The following is an 18,259-nucleotide window of genomic DNA, read 5'->3' on the forward strand; positions in this document are numbered from 1 at the left end:
TACTGCACGCTTAATGAGCAACAGTGCGCGAAATCAGATTGCGGCACTTATCACGTCACGGTTTGAGCGGTACCATAGCCGGATTGCAATGACAGGAGATGTCCATGAGCGAGCAAGCCATTCGTTTAACGCAATACAGCCACGGAGCCGGTTGCGGTTGTAAAATTTCCCCCAAAGTGCTGGAAACCATCCTCCATAGCGAGCAGGCGAAGTTTGTCGACCCGAACCTGCTTGTTGGTAACGAGACCCGCGACGATGCGGCGGTCTATGATCTGGGCAACGGCACGTCGGTGATCAGCACCACCGATTTCTTCATGCCGATTGTCGATAATCCGTTCGATTTTGGCCGCATCGCGGCAACCAACGCCATCAGCGATATCTTTGCGATGGGCGGTAAGCCGATCATGGCTATCGCCATTCTGGGCTGGCCGATCGACAAGCTGGCGCCGGAAATCGCCCGTGATGTGATTGAAGGCGGGCGTTTTGCCTGTCAGCAGGCGGGCATCGCGCTGGCGGGCGGCCATTCCATCGACGCGCCGGAGCCGATTTTTGGTCTGGCGGTCACCGGCATCGTACCCACCGAACGGGTGAAGAAAAACAGCACTGCGCAGGCGGGCTGCAAACTGTTCCTCACCAAGCCGCTGGGGATTGGCGTGCTGACCACCGCCGAGAAAAAATCCCTCCTTAAACCAGAGCATCAGGGGCTGGCGACGGAAGTGATGTGTCAGATGAACCTCGCCGGAGCGGCGTTTGCCAACATCGACGGCGTGAAGGCAATGACCGATGTCACCGGTTTTGGCCTGCTCGGCCACCTCAGCGAAATGTGCCAGGGCGCAGGCGTGCAGGCGCAGATCCGCTTCGCCGATGTGCCAAAACTGCCGGGTGTGGAAGACTACATCGCCCAGGGCGCGGTGCCGGGCGGCACCGGGCGCAACTTTGCCAGCTACGGTCATCTGATGGGCGAAATGCCGGACGAATGGCGTTCGCTGCTGTGCGATCCGCAAACCTCTGGCGGTCTGCTGCTGGCGGTGTTGCCGGAAGCGGAAGCCGAGGCNTGGTAACGGCGCGCGGCGGCCGGCCAATGGTCGAGATCCGTTAAGTCGATGCGTCTGTTCATCGCGGAAAAGCCGAGTCTGGGTCGCGCCATTGCGGACGTGCTGCCAAAGCCGCACCGCAAAGGCGACGGCTTTATTGAGTGCGGCAACGGGCAGGTGGTCACCTGGTGTATTGGTCACCTGCTGGAGCAGGCGCAGCCGGATGTCTATGACAGCCGTTATGCGCGCTGGAACCTGATGGATCTACCGATTGTGCCGGAAAAGTGGCAGGGTCAACTTCATGAGGCCAGCGAAATCATTCACGCCGGAGACCCGGATCGCGAAGGGCAACTGCTGGTCGATGAAGTCCTGGATTACCTGCAACTGTCGGCGGAAAAACGTCAGCAGGTGCAGCGCTGCCTGATTAACGACCTTAATCCGCAGGCGGTTGAGCGGGCGATTTCGCGTCTGCGCGCCAACAGCGAGTTTATTCCGCTGTGCGTCTCGGCGCTGGCCCGTGCCCGTGCCGACTGGCTGTACGGCATCAACATGACGCGGGCGTATACGCTGCTCGGGCGTAACGCAGGCTATCAGGGCGTGCTGTCGGTAGGGCGCGTCCAGACGCCGGTGCTGGGGCTGGTGGTCAGGCGCGACGAAGAGATNNAAACTTTGTCGCCAAAGATTTTTTCGAAGTGAAAGCGCATATTGTCACGCCAAAGGACGAGCGTTTTATCGCCACCTGGCAACCGAGCGAAGCCTGCGAACCGTATCAGGATGAAGAGGGGCGTCTGCTGCACCGTCCGCTGGCGGATCACGTGGTGGCGCGCATCACCGGGCAACCGGCGATGGTTACCGCATACAATGACAAGCGCGAATCCGAACCGGCGCCGCTGCCGTTTTCGCTCTCCGCGCTGCAGATTGAAGCGGCAAAGCGCTTTGCCCTCAGCGCACAGAACGTGCTTGATATCTGCCAGAAACTGTACGAAACCCACAAGCTGATTACCTATCCGCGTTCCGACAGCCGCTATCTGCCGGAAGAGCATTTTGCCGGTCGTCAGGCGGTGATGAACGCGATTGGCGTTCATGCGCCCGGTTTGCTGCCACAGCCAGCGGTCGATCCCGATACCCGCAACCGCTGCTGGGACGACAAAAAAGTCGATGCCCACCATGCGATTATCCCCACCGCGCGCAGCACGTCGGTACACCTCAGCGACAACGAAGCCAAAGTCTACGAACTGATTGCGCGCCAGTACCTGATGCAGTTCTGTGCCGACGCGGTCTACCGTAAATGCCAGATCGATCTGGACATCGCCAACGGCAAATTCATTGCCAAAGCGCGTTTCCTCGCCGAAGCCGGCTGGCGGACGCTACTGGGCGCGAAAGAGCGTGATGAAGAGAATGACGGCACCCCGCTGCCGGTGGTCGCCAAAGGCGATGAACTGCTGTGCGAAAAAGGGGAAGTGGTGGAGCGTCAGACTCAGCCGCCGCGCCATTTCACCGACGCCACGCTGCTCTCCGCGATGACCGGTATCGCCCGTTTTGTGCAGGATAAAGACCTGAAAAAAATCCTCCGCGCTACTGACGGCCTCGGTACCGAAGCCACCCGCGCTGGGATCATCGAGCTGCTGTTCAAACGCGGCTTTTTAATCAAAAAAGGGCGCTATATCCATTCGACGGATCCGGGCAGGGCGCTGATCCACTCGCTGCCGGAGCTGGCTTCGCGCCCGGACATGACCGCCCACTGGGAATCGGTGCTGACGCAAATCAGCGAAAAACAGTGTCGTTATCAGGATTTCATGCACCCGCTGGTGGGGACGCTCAATGAGCTGATACAGATGGCGCGCAACACGCGTGTCAGTCAGTTTCGTGGGCTGGTGGCGCCGGGGGGCGAAAAGAAGAAAGGGCCAGCGAAGAAGCCCGGCAAGCGTAGCGCTGCCGGGCAGAAAAGCGCTTAAATCACACCCTGCGCCAGCATCGCGTCGGCCACTTTGACAAAGCCCGCGATGTTTGCGCCGCGCACGTAGTGGGTCTGCTTGCCTTCACCGCCATACTCCACGCAGGCCTGGTGAATATCCAGCATGATGTGGTGCAGACGTGCGTCGACTTTCTCAGATTTCCAGCTCAGACGCGCGGCGTTCTGCGCCATTTCCAGGCCGGACGTTGCCACGCCACCGGCGTTGGCCGCTTTTCCTGGCGCGAACAGCACGCCCGCTTCAAGGAACAGATCGGTCGCGGCGATGGTCGTCGGCATGTTTGCCCCTTCCGCCACCACTTTCACGCCGTTGGCAATCAGCTGGCGCGCGGCGTCCACGTCCAGTTCGTTCTGGGTGGCGCATGGCAGGGCGATATCCACCGGCACTGACCACGGCTGTTTGCCTTCCAGATAGGTGAGGCCAAACTCGCGGGCGTAATCGGCAACGCGGCCGTCGCGGCTGGTTTTGATTTCGCACAGGCGCGCCAGTTTTTCCGCTGTAAACCCGGCTTCATCGACCACGGTACCACTGGAATCTGAGGCGGTCACCACGCGGGCGCCAAAGGCCATGGCTTTTTCGATGGCGTACTGGGCGACGTTACCGGAACCGGACACCGCCACGCGCATGCCTTCCAGTCCGAGCCCGTGGCGTTTCAGCATCGCGTCGACAAAGTAAATCAGGCCGTAGCCCGTGGCTTCCGGGCGGATCAGGCTGCCGCCGAACGACAATCCTTTGCCGGTAAACACACAGGCGGTGTTGTTCGACAGCTTTTTCATCATGCCAGCCATAAAGCCGACTTCGCGCGCGCCCACGCCGATGTCGCCGGCCGGAACGTCGGTATCTGCACCCAGATGACGATACAGCTCGGTCATCAGGGCCTGGCAGAAACGCATAATTTCGCCTTCGCTTTTGCCTTTCGGATCGAAATCGCTACCGCCTTTACCCCCGCCCATCGGCAGTGTGGTCAGGGCGTTCTTAAAGGTTTGCTCAAAGCCAAGGAATTTCAGGATCGACAGGTTCACCGACGGGTGAAAACGCATGCCGCCTTTAAACGGACCGATAGCGGAACTGAACTGCACACGCCATGCGCGGTTGACCTGCACCTGATTGCGGTCATCAACCCACACGACGCGGAACTGGATCACGCGTTCCGGCTCGATCAGTCGCTCAAGCAGCGACAGCTGGCGATAGCGCGGGTTTTGCTCAAGAAAGGGCCAAATTGTTGACATGACTTCTCTTACCGCTTGCGCGAACTCGTGTTGCTGCGGATCGCGCTGTTGAACGTGTGAGAGAAAAGTCTCCAGAGATGCTATCTGTTCCATAGACGAATAAACCTCTTATGATTGTGAAACGTATCGTTGTGTTGTATTTGCTTTACTTATAATTATCAGGACAGCGATTTTCGACTATACCACTGGCGATGCGGCGGCTGACAAGGAAAATTCTGCCCGACGGTAAAATTCATAATTTGCGGCAGGTCATAACTAAATGCGATGGTGAGTCAAATTTAAGGAAGTCAGAATTTGTGCCGATAATCTGATGATGAGTTGTTATCAGGACGAAAAACGATGAGACGAAATGTGATGATCGCGTTACTGGCCGTTGTCGCGCTGGGGGCGCAGGCCGGGGAACGTTACCGCCCGGAGGTGGAAGTGAATGTGCCGCCCGAGGTGTTCAGCTCAGGCGGACAACGTGCGCAGCCCTGCGCACAGTGCTGCATTTATCAGGATCAAAACTACTCTGAAGGCGCGGTGATCAAAGCGGAAGGGGTGATGCTGCAGTGTCAGCGTGATGAGAAAACCCTCAGCACGAATCCGCTGGTCTGGCGGCGAGTAAAACCATAAACGCCTCCAGCAAGGGGATGTCCGCAGGCGCCAGCGGGTAATCAAACGCCGCCTGCGGCGAGCACCACACCAACTGGCTGTGGTCAAGCGCTGTTATCTCACCGCGAAACGCCGGGACGTGCCAGGCGTGCAGATGAATACGTCGCCCGGAGACTTCCCGCTGATGGCTGGCAACGTATGCCCCCGGCTGTGCCTCAATACCCAGCTCTTCACGCAACTCGCGGATCAGCGCCGCCGGCTGTGTTTCCCCGGCTTCCACTTTTCCCCCGGCAAATTCCCACAGCCCAGGCTGATCGGCATGGGGCGGGCGCTGGGCCAGCAGAATTTTTCCGTCACGTTCAATGATCGCCGCGACCACATCAATCGTTTGCATGTTCCGCTGATCCAACGCGTTTATTTTCCTTTAAAGGTCGCCCACACCGGCGCATGGTCTGACGGTTTTTCCATACTACGAATTTCGTAATCGATGCCAGTTTCGACGCAGTGCTGCGCCAGTGGCGAGCTTGCCAGCAGCAGGTCGATGCGCAGACCGCGGTTGTCATCAAACCCTTTCGAGCGGTAATCAAACCACGAAAAGCGATCCTGGGTCTCCGGGTGCGCGTGGCGGAAGGTATCCACCAGACCCCAGCCCAGCAGGCGTTCCATCCATTCGCGCTCTTCCGGCAGGAACGAACATTTGCCGGTACGCAGCCAGCGTTTGCGGTTCTCATCGCCAATGCCGATATCCAGATCCGTCGGGCTGATATTCATATCGCCCATGATAAGCACCGGGTTTTCGCGCTTCAGCTCACCGTCGAGATAGTTCTGCAGGTTCTGGTAGAACGCCTGTTTGGCCGGGAACTTGATCGGATGGTCGCGGCTCTCGCCCTGCGGGAAATAGCCGTTAATCACCGTAACGTTACCCAGCGGCGACGGCACTTCCGCCATGATGATGCGGCGCTGCGCCTCTTCACCATCACCAGGAAAACCACGGCGTACGGAAATGGGTGTCTCTTTGGTCAACAGCGCGACGCCGTAATGACCTTTCTGACCATGATAAAAGACGTTATAGCCGAGCTTCGCCACCTCTTCGAGAGGGAACATGTCGTCGTGAACCTTTGTCTCCTGCAGGCCGATCACGTCCGGCTGATGCTTGTCGACGATGGCTTCCAGTTGATGAGGGCGGGCGCGCAGGCCGTTGATATTAAAAGAGACAAATTTCATAGTCGCTGCCACTGTGCAAGGTGAATAGTGCTGGGATGGTAGCAGAATTTCTACCGTCTGACTTCATTGCCAACAGAGTTTCTGCCGAAAGCCGTTAAGCGGTGGTGACAGAATGCCGTTCTTGCCCTTTTCTGAAGCATTACGCCCCACTTTGGGGCAATTATCGACGTCAAATTTCGCAGACGATCACAAATCACGAATTAAGTTTTACTAATGCATAATGTTGCGATTATTAGTGCTGCTAATGCATTCCTTTACCGTTTTATTCACTTTTTATGCAGTTTATATGAATAGAGACGGGTTGTAACTCCTTGATTTTTGGTTGTCCCCTTCCGGTTATGCACTTTTATCGCTGGCTGGCACGAACCGTGCAATCTACATTTACAGCGCAAACACACCATAATATTTAACAAAATTTAAACTTTTAATTTACCGGAAGAGGTCACTATGTCTCAGTCAATTACGCGTAATAATTTTGATGAATGGATGATGCCGGTTTACGCCCCGGCGGCCTTTATACCGGTACGCGGAGAGGGTTCCCGCCTGTGGGACCAGCAGGGTAAAGAGTACATTGATTTTGCCGGTGGGATTGCGGTTAACGCCCTTGGCCATGCGCATCCGGCAATGGTCAAGGCGCTGACCGAGCAAGCGAATAAGTTCTGGCACACCGGCAACGGCTACACCAACGAGCCTGCGCTGCGGCTGGCAAAACAGCTGATTGACGCGACGTTTGCCGAACGCGTGTTCTTCTGTAACTCCGGCGCGGAAACCAACGAAGCGGCACTGAAGCTGGCGCGTAAATACGCGCATGACCATTACGGTAAGCAGAAAAGCGGCATCGTGGCGTTCAAAAACGCGTTCCACGGTCGCACGCTGTTTACCGTCTCGGCCGGCGGTCAGCCGTCCTATTCACAGGATTTTTCCCCGCTGCCGCCGGACATCAGCCATGCCATTTACAACGACCTGGCGTCGGCCCGTGAGCTTATTAATGACACCACCTGCGCGGTCATTGTTGAGCCGATGCAGGGCGAAGGTGGCGTGGTGCCTGCAGATCCGGCGTTCCTCAAAGGGCTGCGTGAACTGTGCGACCAGCACAACGCGCTGCTGATTTTTGATGAAGTCCAGACCGGCGTCGGCCGTACCGGCGAGCTTTATGCCTACATGCACTACGGCGTGACGCCGGATGTGCTGTCCACCGCCAAAGCGCTGGGTGGCGGCTTCCCGGTAGGCGCGGTGCTGGCCACCGAAAAATGCGCCAGCGTGATGACCGTCGGCACCCACGGCACCACCTACGGCGGTAACCCGCTGGCGAGCGCGGTGGCTGGTGAAGTCTTCTCTATTATTAATACCCGTGAAGTCCTGAACGGCGTGAAACAGCGCCACCAGTGGTTTACCGAGCGGCTGCAGGCGATCAACGCCCGTTTCGGTCTGTTCAGTGAAGTGCGTGGCATGGGGCTACTGATTGGCTGCGTGCTGAAAGAACAGTACGCCGGTAAAGCAAAAGCCATCAGCCAGCAGGCGGCGGAAGAAGGGCTGATGATCCTGATTGCCGGTGCCAACGTGGTGCGTTTCGCGCCTGCGCTGATCATCAGCGAAGAAGAGGTCAACAGTGGTCTCGATCGTTTTGAACGTGCCTGCGAACGCTTCCTGAAAGGGGTGGCATCATGATGGTTATTCGTCCGGTCGGGCGAGAGGATTTGCCGGGACTGATGGCGCTGGCAGGGAAAACGGGCGGCGGATTGACCTCGCTGCCGGCGGATGAAAATACGCTCAGCGCGCGTATCGAACGTTCACAGAAAACCTGGGAAGGCGCACTGCCGAAGAGCGAACAGGGCTATGTGTTTGTGCTGGAAGAGACCGACAGCGGCGCGGTGGCGGGAATTTGCGCCATTGAAGTCGCCGTCGGGCTGAACGATCCCTGGTACAACTATCGCGTCGGCACACTGGTTCACGCCTCCAAAGAGCTGAACGTCTATAACGCACTGCCGACGCTGTTTCTCAGTAACGATCACACCGGCAGCAGCGAGCTGTGCACGTTGTTTCTCGATCCGCAATGGCGCAAAGAGGGCAACGGCTATCTGCTGTCAAAATCCCGCTTTATGTTTATGGCCGCCTTCCGCGAGCGTTTTAACGAAAAAGTGGTCGCCGAAATGCGTGGCGTGATCGACGAGAACGGCTATTCGCCCTTCTGGGAAAGCCTCGGGCAGCGTTTCTTTTCGATGGCGTTCTCCCGCGCCGACTACCTGTGCGGCACCGGGCAGAAAGCGTTTATCGCTGAACTGATGCCCAAACATCCCATTTACACCGATTTCCTGAGCGAAGAGGCGCGCGCGGTCATTGGACATGTCCATCCGCAAACCGCTCCTGCTCGGGCGGTACTGGAAAAAGAGGGATTCCGCTATCGCAACTACATCGACATTTTCGACGGCGGCCCGACGCTGGAGTGCGATATCGACCGTGTCCGGGCGATCCGCAAAAGTCGGCTGGTGGAGGTGGTTGAAGGGCAACCTGCGCCGGGCGAGTGGCCTGCCTGTCTGGTGTCGAATGAACAGTATCAGCAGTTCCGCGCGATGCTCATCAACGCCGATCCGCACACCGACCGACTGGTGCTGACCGGCAAACAACTGGACGCCCTGAAATGCCGCGCAGGCGACAAAATTCGTCTCGTCCGCCTGTGCCCTGAGGAGAAAAAATAATGAGCTTATGGATTAACGGTGACTGGGAAACCGGACGCGGACCGTCGCGCAACAAGACCAACCCGGTGACGCACGAATCACTGTGGAACGGCAGCGATGCTGATGCCGAACAGGTGGCGCAGGCGGTGAATGCCGCGCGCAACGCTTTCCCGCAATGGGCAAAACAACCGTTTAGCGTGCGTCAGGCATTCGCAGAAAAATTCGCCGGGCTGCTGGAGGCCAACAAAACGCTGCTGACTGAAACCATCGCCAGCGAAACCGGCAAACCGCGCTGGGAAGCGGCAACGGAAGTGGCGGCGATGATCAACAAAATCGCCATTTCGGTGAAGTCATACCATAGCCGTACTGGCGAGCAAGAAACCGCCATGGCGGACGGGGCGGCGACGCTGCGCCATCGTCCGCACGGCGTGCTGGCGGTGTTTGGCCCGTATAACTTCCCCGGTCATCTGCCGAACGGGCATATCGTTCCGGCGCTGCTGGCGGGCAATGCCGTGGTATTCAAACCAAGCGAGCTGACGCCGAAGAGCGGTGAAGTCGTGGTCAAACTGTGGGAGCAGGCCGGGCTGCCGGCGGGGGGGGTGCATNTCCGGCGGACATCGACGCCGCGGTGCATCTGACCATTCAGTCTGCCTTTATTACCGCCGGGCAGCGCTGCACCTGCGCCCGCCGTTTGCTGGTGAAGCGCGGTGAACGTGGCGACGCGTTTCTGGCCCGTCTGGTGGATGTCAGCCGTCGTATTACGCCGGGGCGCTGGGATGCCGAACCGCAGCCGTTTATGGGCGGGCTGATTTCCCCGCAGGCCGCGCAGCACGTGCATAAGGCGTGGCTGACGCACGTAGCGAACGGCGGCAAAACGCTGCTCGAACCGCGTCTGCTGGAGACCGATACTTCGCTGCTGACGCCGGGCATTGNCTGACGGGCGTGAGCAACGTCGCGGATGAAGAAGTGTTTGGCCCGCTGTTGTGCGTCTGGCGTTATGACACCTTTGATGACGCCATCGCCCAGGCCAACGCCACCCGCTACGGGCTGGCATGCGGGCTGATTTCCCCGGATCGCGAGAAATTTGACCAACTGCTGCTGGAAGCGCGCGCGGGTATCGTCAACTGGAACAAACCGCTGACCGGCGCCGCCAGCACCGCACCGTTCGGCGGCACCGGCGCGGAGGGCTCGTTATGAACGCCTGGGAAGTGAATTTTGACGGTCTGGTCGGCTTAACGCACCACTACGCCGGGCTGTCATTTGGTAATGAAGCCTCCACGAAGCATCGCTTTCAGGTCTCGAACCCGCAACTGGCGGCGAAGCAGGGGCTGCTGAAAATGAAAGCGCTGGCGGACGCGGGCTATAAGCAGGCGGTGNCCGCGCCAGCGAAGCGCCCACTACCGAAGCGGTGCTGCGGGCGATTTTCCCCGATGAGCACTATTTCGGCATTCACAGCGCACTGCCGCAGGTGGCGATGTTCGGTGACGAAGGGGCTGCCAACCATAACCGTTTCGGCGGCGCATACGGTCAGACGGGCGTGCAGATGTTTNGCAGGTGATTTTCGCCCAGCAAAACCCGGACGTGATCGACAAAGGCGTTTTTCATAACGACGTGATTGCGGTAAGCAACCGTCAGGTACTGTTCTGTCATCAGCAGGCGTTTGTCGATCAGGGCGCGCTGCTGTCACAACTGGCGGCGCGCGTGCCGGGTTTCACCCCTATTGAAGTGCCTGCATCGCGGGTATCGGTGGAAGATGCGGTTACCACTTATCTGTTTAACAGCCAGCTGCTCAGCAAAGCGGACGGCAGCATGATGCTGGTGTTACCGAAAGAGTCGCAGTCGCACGAAGGCGTCTGGGGTTACCTCAACGATCTGCTGGCACAGGACAACCCGATCAGCGAACTGAAGGTCTTTGACCTGCGCGAAAGCATGGCCAATGGCGGCGGCCCGGCCTGTCTGCGCCTGCGGGTGGTGCTCAACGAGCCTGAGCTGGCAGCGGTGAATCCGGCGGTGCTGATGAACGAGACGCTGTTTGTCACCCTCAACAACTGGGTGGACCGCTACTATCGCGACAGGCTGACCCAGGCAGACCTTGCCGNCTGGGATCGGTTTATCCGTTCCAGCGCTGAGAGGACACAATGAAGGATTTTCTCGAGTTAACGCTGGCGGGGAGATTGCCCCGCACTTTTCACGGCGACACGGCATTTTTCCGCTGGCACTGGCTGGAGTGCGGCATTCTTCAACTGACGCCGCATCAGCCGGTCGAGCGTTCGCTGGTGCTGTCGGCGGAAGCCAAAGAGACCGGGCGCTGGCATCTGGATCTGCATACGGCGATCCGCGGTTCGCACCACGTGCGCTTCGGCGTGCTGCCGGACCGCGCCACGCCATGGGATCCTGAGTTTCTTGACTGGCTCCGCAACGCCCGGNTGTGAACGGTTTAACGCGCTCTCCTGCACGCTGGAACTGGGGAAAGCGCTGCCGTTCGGCAAAAACGATCTGACATTATTCACGCAAACCCAGCAGGCGCTGGCAGCGTGGATAGCGGGCGATCGACAGGAAAAGGTGAACGTTGCCCCGGTACGCTATCGCGTGTCGCAGCAGATCACCCGCAGCAGCGAAGCCTTTGAGCTGTATATGTCTGACGACACGCTCAACTTTACTCCGTTCACCCAGGGAACCTTGCTGGCGGAAGACGGCGAAACCTGTTACCAGGTTGAGCATGAGAGAGAGTTTGTGTTATTTCCTAATCCGACCGTGGCGCTGGGGTTGCGGGCCGGACTGATGCTGGTGCGGGAGCCGTGATCACAGCACATCGCTGTCGTGCTGAAGCTGGCAGGAGACCAGCGCGCCCTGATGCATGGTAATTTCGCCATTGCTGCGCAACAGGGCGAGGCACTTCATCACATAGCTGCGTGAGAGGCCGGACCGTGTCCGCACATATTCAGCCGCCGGTATGCGCTGGCGAATTAATGACGGTTCGCGCTCCAGCGCCTGCAGGAAATAGCGGATCACCGCCAGCGAGCTTTTGCCTGAAGTATTCAGCAGAATGCCATGCATGGCAGTGGCGATGGCGTTGCTGACCTCAAACATTTCCCGCCATAACTGTTGTTCTTCGACGATCGCTTTCACCTGGCGCAGCGGGACCACCGTCAGCGCTGCCGTGTCGTACACCTGAATATAATAATCAGCGCGGTTCTCCAGTACCGTATTAAAGCCCAGCATGCCGGGTGCCGACAGGCAGTAAATCAGCCGCTCGTCGGAACTTCTCTGCAACGCTACCAGCCCTTCGCGAATCAACAACACATCAGCGTCTTCGCCAGCACTAAGGGTAAAGATCTGCCCGTGTTCCAGCGTGTAATCAACGCCTTGATGGTGCAGGGCGGTCAGCAGCCGATCCAGGGCGGCAATGGGTTTTATATTCATGGTGGTGATGTCTGTTCGTCAGTCGGTCAGTCGTAAAGGATACCTGAACCTTAGCCTGGATACGGACATTTCCCCAATGAATGTTGCGGAAATACTGGGTCTCATAATGGACTTAGCTTTGGGTAAGAATCAATTTGTTAACCCTGACGAATCTTTATATCGTTTATCCCATCACCAGCGTGAATCATAAAAAAAGAAAAATTGTGGCTCTTTTTTAGCACACTCGTTGCTTTTTTTAGCGATTGCCGGTGAACGGGTTTATCAGTATTAACGCTGATAACAGGATTTTATTAATATCAGGAATGTAAAATGAAAAAAGTATTATTGGGCGCTGCACTGCTTCCCCTGTCCGTTATTGCCACACTGCAGACGGCTAATGCCAGCGACGGGACGATTCAGTTTAATGGTTCGATTGTCGATTCTCCCTGCGTTATTTCGTCTGAATCGAAGAATCAGGAAGTGGATATGGGGGCGGTAAAAAGCTCAACGTTTGCGGCGACGGGTGATAAATCTACCGCCGCGCCATTCCAGATTAAACTCGAAGAGTGCGATCTGACTGCCGGGAAAACCAAAGTTAACGTGGTGTTTAACGGCATTGGCGATGACGACGATACCTCTCTGCTGTCAGTGGATAATGGCGCTGGCAGTGCAACCGGCGTCGGGATCGGCATTTTTGATGCCAAAGGCCAGGCCATTTCCCTGAACGAAGGCGCGTCGCTTGAAGACCTGACCGAGGGAAACACCACACTCAATTATGATGCCCGCTACGTCAGCACCAAAGATGCCGTGACCATCGGTAGCGCTAATGGTCAGGTCGATTTTAGTCTGACCTACGAGTAATTATCGGGTCCCCTAGCAGACGTTCGTCTGCCAGCCTTTCATTGAGGTTAATATGTTACGTATATCAACTGCTCTTGCCGCAGTGTGCCTTTTTGCGCCCACGTGTTTTGCCGGCGGTATTTCCTTAAATGCCACCCGTATTATTTATCAGGAAGGCCAAAAAGAAGCCTCGCTGACGGTACAGAATCATAGTCAGAAAGATGTTTTTCTGGTGCAGTCATGGATTGACGATATTAACGGCAATAAAAAAACACCTTTTATTATTACGCCGCCGCTGTTTCAGATGCAGCCGAATAAAAATAACGCGCTGCGTATTGTGAATATTAATAATCAGCTGCCTGCTGATCGCGAATCGGTGTACTGGATTAACGTCAAAGCCATCCCGGCCGCGAGTGAAGACAGCGCCGGGAAAAACCTGCTGCAGATTGCGGTACGTACGCGGCTGAAACTGTTCTATCGCCCCAAAGATTTACCTGGCGATCCCNAGACGCTGACCTTTACCCATACCGGAAATCAGCTGGCTATTGATAACCCGTCGGCCTATGTGATGACCTTCCACGAGCTCAACGTTGGCGGCAAGCTGATTAAAGATCCGGTCATGGTGCCGGCGAAAGGGCATCTGTCGGTCAAATTACCGGCCAGCACCGGAGCATTCAGCCAGGTGCAGTACAGCATCATCAACGATTTTGGCGCAGCCGGTGCGCAACTGACGCAGCCGGTGCGCTGAGTCGCGCCTGCGGATTGCCGTTATGGAGACGTCGCGACATTCACTCACCGTGGTGGTGATGATTACGCTGTTCGGCAGCAGTGCGCTCTGCGTGTTGCCGGCAGCCGCCGCGAAGTTTAACCCGAAATTTCNATCTCTCCGTTTATGAGCAGAGCGATGCGCAGCGGCCAGGGAAATATCAGGTCGATATCTACGTTAACGATCAAAAACAGGAAACCCGCACGCTGGAATTTACCGCCGCGAAGGATGGGCCGCAGACGCTGTTGCCCTGTCTGACCAAAGCCCAACTGGAAAAATGGGGCGTGCAGACGGCGGCGTTTGCCGACATCGTAAAATTGCCCGACGACGCCTGCGTACCGTTCCGGGAGCTCATCCCCGGTGCAAAAAGCGAGCTTGATTTTAACGCGCTGAAGCTGTCACTGAGTTTCCCTCAGGCGGCGATGCAGCAAACGGCGCGCGGCACGGTGCCGGAAAACCGCTGGGATAACGGCATTCCGGCGCTGCTGTTTGATTACAGCTACAGCGGCAGTCAGAGCCATTATCAGGTGGCGTCGACGGACGGTGACGAGAGCAGCAGCGAGCGCAGTGATTACCTCAACCTGCGCAGCGGTGTTAACCTCGGGCCGTGGCGCCTGCGCAATAACAGCGTCTGGCAGCACGGCGACGGCGAAAACCGTTGGGACAACATGGGAACGTACCTGACCCGGGCGCTGATCCCGCTGAAATCGCAGCTGACGCTGGGGGATACCTCCACCTCAGGGGATATTTTCGACAGCCTGCCGGTGCGCGGCGTGGTGGTTGCCTCGGACGATCAAATGCTGCCGGACAGCCAGCGCGGTTTCGCGCCGGTCATCCGCGGCATTGCCAAAACCAACGCCGAAGTAGTGGTGGAGCAGAACGGCTACGTGATTTACCGCCGTTTCGTGTCGCCGGGGCAGTTTGAGATTAACGATCTCTATCCCACCTCGAACAGCGGCGATCTGACGGTCACCGTCAAAGAGAGCGACGGCAGCGAGCAGAAATTCATTCAGCCGTACGCGGCGGTGGCGATTATGCAGCGCGAAGGCCAGCTTAAATACAGCCTCGCCGCCGGGCGTTATCAGGCGGGCAACTATCAGAGCGCCTCGCCACAACTCATGGAAGCGACGGCGATTTACGGCCTGCCCGCCGGGTTTACCGCCTATGGCGGCATGCTGGGCGGGCNGCAAAAAGTTTTGCCGCTACCGGCACCAGTTTTAACCTCTCCGGCTATCGCTATTCCACGCCCGGGTTCTACACCTTTCAGGAAGCGACGGACAGCCGCAGCGATGCCGACAGCGATTACGGCCATTACCACCGCCGCAGTCAGCTGCAGGTCAATCTGACGCAGCAGCTGGGCACATGGGGCTCATGGTACGTCAACGNACCGCAATCCCGACGACGACACGACCGATCGCCTGTGGTCGCTGAACGTCAGCCTGCCCATCGGTTCGGCATGGACCAGTTTTCACACCACCCGCGATCAGGACAAACGCAGCGTGTCGCAGCTGAGCCTCAACGGCACGCTGCTCGACGAGCATAATCTCGATTACAGCGTGACCGAGGGCTACGGCAGCGACGGACAGGGCAACAGCGGCAGTGCCTCGCTGAACTACCAGGGCGGACGCGGCAATGTGGACGTCGGTTACAACTACGACACCGATTCGCGCCAGCTCAACTACAGCCTGCGTGGCGGGGTGATCGTGCACAGCGGAGGTGTGACGTTGTCACAACCGCTCGGCGAAACCATGGCGCTGGTTAACGCGCCGGGCGCGCAGGGCAGCAGCGTCACTAATAACAGCGGCGTAACCGTTGACCGTTTCGGCAACGCGGTGGTACCGCAGCTGACGCCATACCGGGAAACGGACGTGTCGCTGCGCAGCGAGACGCTCAATAACCAGGTGGATCTGAATGACGCCTTCCAGCAAGTGGTGCCGACGCGCGGTGCGGTAGTGCGGGCCGGTTTTGATACTCGCGTCGGCTATCGCGCGCTGCTGACCTTAACTCGACCAGGAAAAGGCACGGTGCCGTTTGGCGCGACGGCATCGCTGGTGGATGACCAGGCGAAAACCCCGACCACCGGCATGGTGGCAGAAGACGGCGAGCTGTACATCAGCGGCCTGCCGGAAAAAGGCCGCATCAACGTGAGCTGGGGCAAAGGGAGTGATGAACGCTGCGTGGCTGACTATCAGCTTCCGCAATCGCAACTGAGCAGCGCGGTGATTTCGCTGCCTGCAACCTGTCAGAGTGAATAATATGAAAATCATCATGGGATTACTGATCAGCGGAGTATGGCTGGTCCTGAGCGGCACACCGGCTCACGCTGCTGGCGACTGGGGGCCGTGTCAGTCCGATACTGTGCATCAGTTTGTGTCCTCGTTCGACGAGAAAATTACCGATCCATCGCAGAACTATTCCGGCCATGAATTTGACAATTTTTATCGTTGGAATAACGGGCAGAGCTATTCCGTCACCTGCCAGTGCCCGGACGATATGTCGAACCCGCCGCCAGGTTACTACAAAGCCGAGGTGAATCTGCCTGCCGGGCATGCCACCAACTGGTATAAGGTCAACGACAGCCTTGAAGTTCGCACCACGATCAGCGTTTCCAACGAAGGCAATATCAACGCGCCGTTTGTGGATCTCTCGAATAACAATCCAACGTCGAAAGAGTGCGCCTCGAAGGGCGGCGTTCACGACGCACAGACCGGCACCACCGGCAGCGTCTCGCTGTATATTGCCCATCCGTTTGTTGGCACATCAACGATCCCGCAAACCGAAATTGCCGCGCTGTATGTGAGCAAAAAAGCGGGGGTTTATTCCACGACGCCGCTGGTGCGGATTATGCTCAGCGGCACCATTGAGGTGGAGCAGGGCTGCGAGATGGATGCCGGATCGGTGGTGAACATTTCGCTGGGCGAGTATGACGCTCGTGATTTTGAAGTGCCTGCAGGCAGTCCGCCGAAAAACGTGCAGGTGGTTAATGAAAAGCTGGTGCTCCGCTGCCACAACATTTCCGACGGTGTTCGCGGGTGGGTGCACATCGAAGGCACCGTCAATCCTCACAACGCCACGGCGATCGACATGGGTAACCCCGATATTGGCGTGCAAATCGCCGGTAATGAGAGCGATAAAGTGCTGGTGCCGAACGATACCAACAGCGAAGAGCCGATTGCGCTGGGGTTTCAGAACAGCGACGGTAGCCGCAGCGCGGTGTTCAACATGCACGCCTGGCCAATCAGTACCACCGGCAAACGCCCGGCGTCGGGCAATTATCAGGGCATCGCCACGATGCGGGTGGAGATTGAATAATCATGAAACGTCTGTTTTTGACTGCGCTGTGCTGCCTGCCGCTGTTGGCACAAGCGAAAACCGATATTGGTTCGCCGGGGGATATTCAGTTCTCGCTGTCGATTCGTCAGGGCACCTGCGAACTGGTGCAGCGCGATTTTAGCGTCGAGATGGGCGAGGTGACGCTTAATCGTAAGCAGAGCGTCGGTGATGCGCTGAACAGCGTCCCGTTTACACTCGGGCTGGAACATTGCGGCGATGTGGTGACCGCGCGGGTGACGATGGACGGCGCGGCGGATGCAAATAATCCGGATCTCTTTGCCCTTGACGAGGGCGGCGCTGAAGGTGTGGGGCTGAAAATCGTTGACGCCAACGGCAGGGTGCAGAAACCGAAAAGCACCGAGGCGGCGAGTCATGATTTTGCCATTTCACCTGCCGACGGAGTGATTTCACTGGCGTGGACCGCCAGCTATGTGGTGACGCGGACGCCGGTGAAAAGCGGTGCCGCGAACGCGCTGGTTAATTTTTCCATCGAGTACCAGTAACTTAAAAGCGTTCTGGAAGGTGGCGAACCGCGAGCAATTTGCCGTTTTCCAGCGAAATATAATCGCCTTTTTTCAGTTCGCTGAGGATCCGTTGAATACCACTGCGCGACAAGAGGGTGCGTTCCTGAAGGTATTCCAGCGCGGTCATATTTTGGCGCAGGAGCTCCTCTTCCTGCATAAACGCCAGCAGCGTCTGGCGAATCAGCTGATAGCTGGACTGGCCGACGTAGCTGGCCGGCTGGCGGAATAATTCTGTCGCCATAAAACCCTGCACCCAGGCCACGCTCTTCCACAGCTGTTGTTGATCGAACATCGACAGCGCCTGCTGGCGGGGAACCATTTCATAGCGCACGGTATTACGCGTTTTCAGGTAGATGTGCGGTTGCTGGGGGCTTTCCGTTAAGGCAAAGCCTAATACAAACGGGGCATACAGATGGGCGACCAGCAGGTGATCGCTTTCGCGAAAAATCCCGACGATCCCCTCATGCAGAACGCAGACCATCGGTTCAGGAATATGGCGCAAGGAGATCAGCTGGCGCGGCCGGGCGGTACGGATATTTTCCGGGCGGGATAACGCGTCGGTCAGCCGCTGAATATGGTCGGAGGGCTTCATGCATTAACCAAACAAATACGAATGTACGTAATTATAAAGGAGGTTGATGCTTTTGCCAGAGTAAGAAAACAGA

General features: G+C 57.6%; 12 protein-coding genes and 6 pseudogenes. 13 read left to right on the plus strand and 5 right to left on the minus strand.

Features of this window, described 5'->3' with window-relative positions; genetic code table 11:
* Positions 1-104 precede the first annotated feature (104 nt).
* Together selD and GM30_RS22110 are read left to right on the plus strand one after the other, a co-directional pair.
* Positions 105-1,099 (plus strand): annotated as a pseudogene (gene selD / locus GM30_RS22105) (selenide, water dikinase SelD).
* 4 nt (positions 1,100-1,103) lie between these two features.
* Positions 1,104-2,989 (plus strand): annotated as a pseudogene (locus GM30_RS22110) (DNA topoisomerase III).
* Here the strand turns inward: GM30_RS22110 and gdhA are convergent.
* A complete protein-coding gene (gene gdhA / locus GM30_RS22115) occupies positions 2,986-4,329 on the minus strand; it encodes an NADP-specific glutamate dehydrogenase (protein ID WP_049850347.1) in 1,344 nt (447 codons plus the stop codon). The pseudogene GM30_RS22110 and the gene gdhA overlap by 4 nt on opposite strands.
* 261 nt (positions 4,330-4,590) lie before the next feature.
* On the opposite strand from gdhA, the gene GM30_RS22120 reads away from it, so the two are divergent.
* A complete protein-coding gene (locus GM30_RS22120) occupies positions 4,591-4,851 on the plus strand; it encodes a YnjH family protein (protein WP_193391797.1) in 261 nt (86 codons plus the stop codon).
* On the opposite strand, the gene GM30_RS22125 is transcribed toward GM30_RS22120, so the two are convergent.
* The gene (locus GM30_RS22125) at positions 4,811-5,224 is read right to left on the minus strand and encodes a pyrimidine (deoxy)nucleoside triphosphate diphosphatase (protein ID WP_049850349.1); all 414 of its coding nucleotides are present in this window, start codon (positions 5,222-5,224) and stop codon (positions 4,811-4,813) included. The two genes, GM30_RS22120 and GM30_RS22125, sit on opposite strands and share 41 nt — an antisense overlap.
* Before the next feature lie 20 nt (positions 5,225-5,244).
* A complete protein-coding gene (xthA, locus tag GM30_RS22130; protein WP_049850350.1) occupies positions 5,245-6,054 on the minus strand; it encodes an exodeoxyribonuclease III in 810 nt (269 codons plus the stop codon).
* Positions 6,055-6,501: 447 nt separating this feature from the next.
* On the opposite strand from xthA, the gene astC reads away from it, so the two are divergent.
* The 5 genes and pseudogenes from astC to GM30_RS25220 all read left to right on the plus strand — a co-directional run bounded on the left by astC (position 6,502) and on the right by GM30_RS25220 (position 11,531).
* The gene (gene astC / locus GM30_RS22135) at positions 6,502-7,722 is read left to right on the plus strand and encodes a succinylornithine/acetylornithine transaminase (protein ID WP_049850351.1); all 1,221 of its coding nucleotides are present in this window, start codon (positions 6,502-6,504) and stop codon (positions 7,720-7,722) included.
* Entirely contained in the window at positions 7,719-8,750 is a 1,032-nt protein-coding gene (astA, locus tag GM30_RS22140; RefSeq protein WP_049850352.1) for an arginine N-succinyltransferase, read from the plus strand. The genes astC and astA overlap by 4 nt, the downstream gene beginning before the upstream one ends.
* Positions 8,750-9,920: pseudogene (locus GM30_RS22145) on the plus strand (aldehyde dehydrogenase family protein); the annotation flags it as partial. The gene astA and the pseudogene GM30_RS22145, both read left to right, overlap by 1 nt.
* A gap of 2 nt (positions 9,921-9,922) precedes the next feature.
* Positions 9,923-10,826: pseudogene (locus GM30_RS25790) on the plus strand (N-succinylarginine dihydrolase); the annotation flags it as partial.
* A gap of 41 nt (positions 10,827-10,867) precedes the next feature.
* Positions 10,868-11,531 (plus strand): annotated as a pseudogene (locus GM30_RS25220) (succinylglutamate desuccinylase).
* Here GM30_RS25220 and GM30_RS22165 read toward each other — a convergent pair.
* On the minus strand, positions 11,532-12,152 hold the full coding sequence (locus GM30_RS22165; protein ID WP_049850356.1) for a helix-turn-helix domain-containing protein: 621 nt from the start codon (positions 12,150-12,152) through the stop codon (positions 11,532-11,534).
* 309 nt (positions 12,153-12,461) lie between these two features.
* On the opposite strand from GM30_RS22165, the gene GM30_RS22170 reads away from it, so the two are divergent.
* From GM30_RS22170 to lpfE, 5 genes and pseudogenes are all read left to right on the plus strand, one after another.
* Complete coding sequence (locus tag GM30_RS22170) at positions 12,462-12,992, plus strand: fimbrial protein (RefSeq protein WP_049850357.1); 531 nt, start codon at positions 12,462-12,464, stop codon at positions 12,990-12,992.
* A gap of 52 nt (positions 12,993-13,044) precedes the next feature.
* Positions 13,045-13,719 (plus strand): fimbria/pilus periplasmic chaperone, encoded by a 675-nt coding sequence (locus tag GM30_RS22175; RefSeq protein ID WP_049850358.1) that lies wholly within the window; start codon positions 13,045-13,047, stop codon positions 13,717-13,719.
* Positions 13,720-13,835: 116 nt separating this feature from the next.
* A pseudogene (locus tag GM30_RS22180) lies at positions 13,836-15,992 on the plus strand (fimbria/pilus outer membrane usher protein); the annotation flags it as partial.
* Between the two features lie 13 nt (positions 15,993-16,005).
* Positions 16,006-17,049, plus strand: coding sequence for a fimbrial protein (locus GM30_RS22185; protein WP_158674500.1), 1,044 nt, complete (start codon positions 16,006-16,008; stop codon positions 17,047-17,049).
* A 2-nt stretch (positions 17,050-17,051) separates the two neighbouring features.
* Positions 17,052-17,573 carry a long polar fimbrial protein LpfE gene (lpfE, locus tag GM30_RS22190; protein ID WP_049850360.1) on the plus strand — a complete coding sequence of 174 codons (522 nt, stop codon included), beginning with the start codon at positions 17,052-17,054 and terminating at the stop codon, positions 17,571-17,573.
* Position 17,574: 1 nt separating this feature from the next.
* Here lpfE and GM30_RS22195 read toward each other — a convergent pair whose 3' ends face one another.
* The gene (locus GM30_RS22195; RefSeq protein WP_049850361.1) at positions 17,575-18,186 is read right to left on the minus strand and encodes a winged helix-turn-helix transcriptional regulator; all 612 of its coding nucleotides are present in this window, start codon (positions 18,184-18,186) and stop codon (positions 17,575-17,577) included.
* Positions 18,187-18,259 lie beyond the last annotated feature (73 nt).

This window comes from Trabulsiella odontotermitis (assembly GCF_001188485.1).
Lineage (GTDB): Bacteria > Pseudomonadota > Gammaproteobacteria > Enterobacterales > Enterobacteriaceae > Trabulsiella > Trabulsiella odontotermitis_A.

Coding starts and splice junctions, on each gene's coding strand:
- gdhA (WP_049850347.1), bottom strand. CDS start 4,329: ATGGAACAGATAGCATCTCTGGAGACTTTTCTCTCACACGTTCAACAG.
- GM30_RS22120 (WP_193391797.1), top strand. CDS start 4,591: ATGATCGCGTTACTGGCCGTTGTCGCGCTGGGGGCGCAGGCCGGGGAA.
- GM30_RS22125 (WP_049850349.1), bottom strand. CDS start 5,224: ATGCAAACGATTGATGTGGTCGCGGCGATCATTGAACGTGACGGAAAA.
- xthA (WP_049850350.1), bottom strand. CDS start 6,054: ATGAAATTTGTCTCTTTTAATATCAACGGCCTGCGCGCCCGCCCTCAT.
- astC (WP_049850351.1), top strand. CDS start 6,502: ATGTCTCAGTCAATTACGCGTAATAATTTTGATGAATGGATGATGCCG.
- astA (WP_049850352.1), top strand. CDS start 7,719: ATGATGGTTATTCGTCCGGTCGGGCGAGAGGATTTGCCGGGACTGATG.
- GM30_RS22165 (WP_049850356.1), bottom strand. CDS start 12,152: ATGAATATAAAACCCATTGCCGCCCTGGATCGGCTGCTGACCGCCCTG.
- GM30_RS22170 (WP_049850357.1), top strand. CDS start 12,462: ATGAAAAAAGTATTATTGGGCGCTGCACTGCTTCCCCTGTCCGTTATT.
- GM30_RS22185 (WP_158674500.1), top strand. CDS start 16,006: ATGGGATTACTGATCAGCGGAGTATGGCTGGTCCTGAGCGGCACACCG.
- lpfE (WP_049850360.1), top strand. CDS start 17,052: ATGAAACGTCTGTTTTTGACTGCGCTGTGCTGCCTGCCGCTGTTGGCA.
- GM30_RS22195 (WP_049850361.1), bottom strand. CDS start 18,186: ATGAAGCCCTCCGACCATATTCAGCGGCTGACCGACGCGTTATCCCGC.